Below are 871 nucleotides of genomic sequence, written 5' to 3'. Positions count from 1 at the left end.
TGCAGGCGGTCGTGGATTGGGTGGTCACGCAGGAACCCAACCATGTAACCCAGGACGAGCTCGACCGCCGGCTCTCGGCCGCACTCGATGACAAAGGGGTAAGCGTCAACGGCTATGCTCCAGAGTATCGTGGCATAGCCGAGTATTTGATCGACAGGCTCATCGAAAGCCGTGCAGGTATGACGAAACGGACCGATCCGGGCCTGACACTCGTCGGCACGGCCGCGAGTATCGACATCAGGGTGGACGATCTGCTCGAAACACCCGATGGCCGAATTTTGGTTCGTCGGGTTAAGACTGGCCAGACGGTTAAGTCGGCTCTGACCGATGCATCGACCACCGCGATGTTCTTCGCCGCGAAAGACGCCTTCCCCGGATCGACCGTCGAGGTAGTGCATCTGGCCGAGCCCGATCCCGTGTCCATCGAGATCGAAGCCAAGAAGTGGATGAGCCGTCGCAACGAAGTCGATGAATTGCTCTCCACCATTGTGGCCGGCGAACTGCCCTTGGACCGGACGGGACGCCCATGCCCGAAGTGTCCTGCGTTCTTCATCTGCGGCGCACTGCCAGAGGGCACCCTCGTTAAAAAAGTTTGAAGACGACTTACCGGTTCGGTCGGATGGCTCAGATCATCTCTGTGAGGGCATGTGGCCCTGGAGAAAAATGAAATGAGCATCCCCGACGAAACTGCGGCAATCGCCGCCAACACCGCCTACCGCGTCCGCTTCACCAATGATGGTGTAACCTTCAAGGACGCATCCGTCGCCGACCCCATCCCGGTCGGCGGTCAGATCCTCAATGCCGCGGGCATCCGCGACATCGAGAACTATACTCTGTTCGCCATCCTTCCCAATGGCGAGTTCGAAGACGT

Annotated in this window: 1 protein-coding gene and 1 pseudogene; both read left to right on the top strand. The window is 59.1% G+C overall.

Annotated features, from left to right (window positions below; all coding sequences use genetic code 11):
* Positions 1-596: hypothetical protein (locus CEV33_RS23865; RefSeq protein ID WP_208620110.1), on the top strand; the 596-nt coding region annotated here is incomplete at its 5' end.
* A 72-nt stretch (positions 597-668) separates the two neighbouring features.
* A pseudogene (locus CEV33_RS00270) lies at positions 669-871 on the top strand (multiubiquitin domain-containing protein); the annotation flags it as partial.

Source organism: Brucella grignonensis (genome assembly GCF_002252505.1).
Lineage (GTDB): Bacteria > Pseudomonadota > Alphaproteobacteria > Rhizobiales > Rhizobiaceae > Brucella > Brucella grignonensis.
The sequence above is the reverse complement of the archived record's forward strand: the minus strand, read 5'-3'. Positions and strand labels throughout refer to the sequence as shown.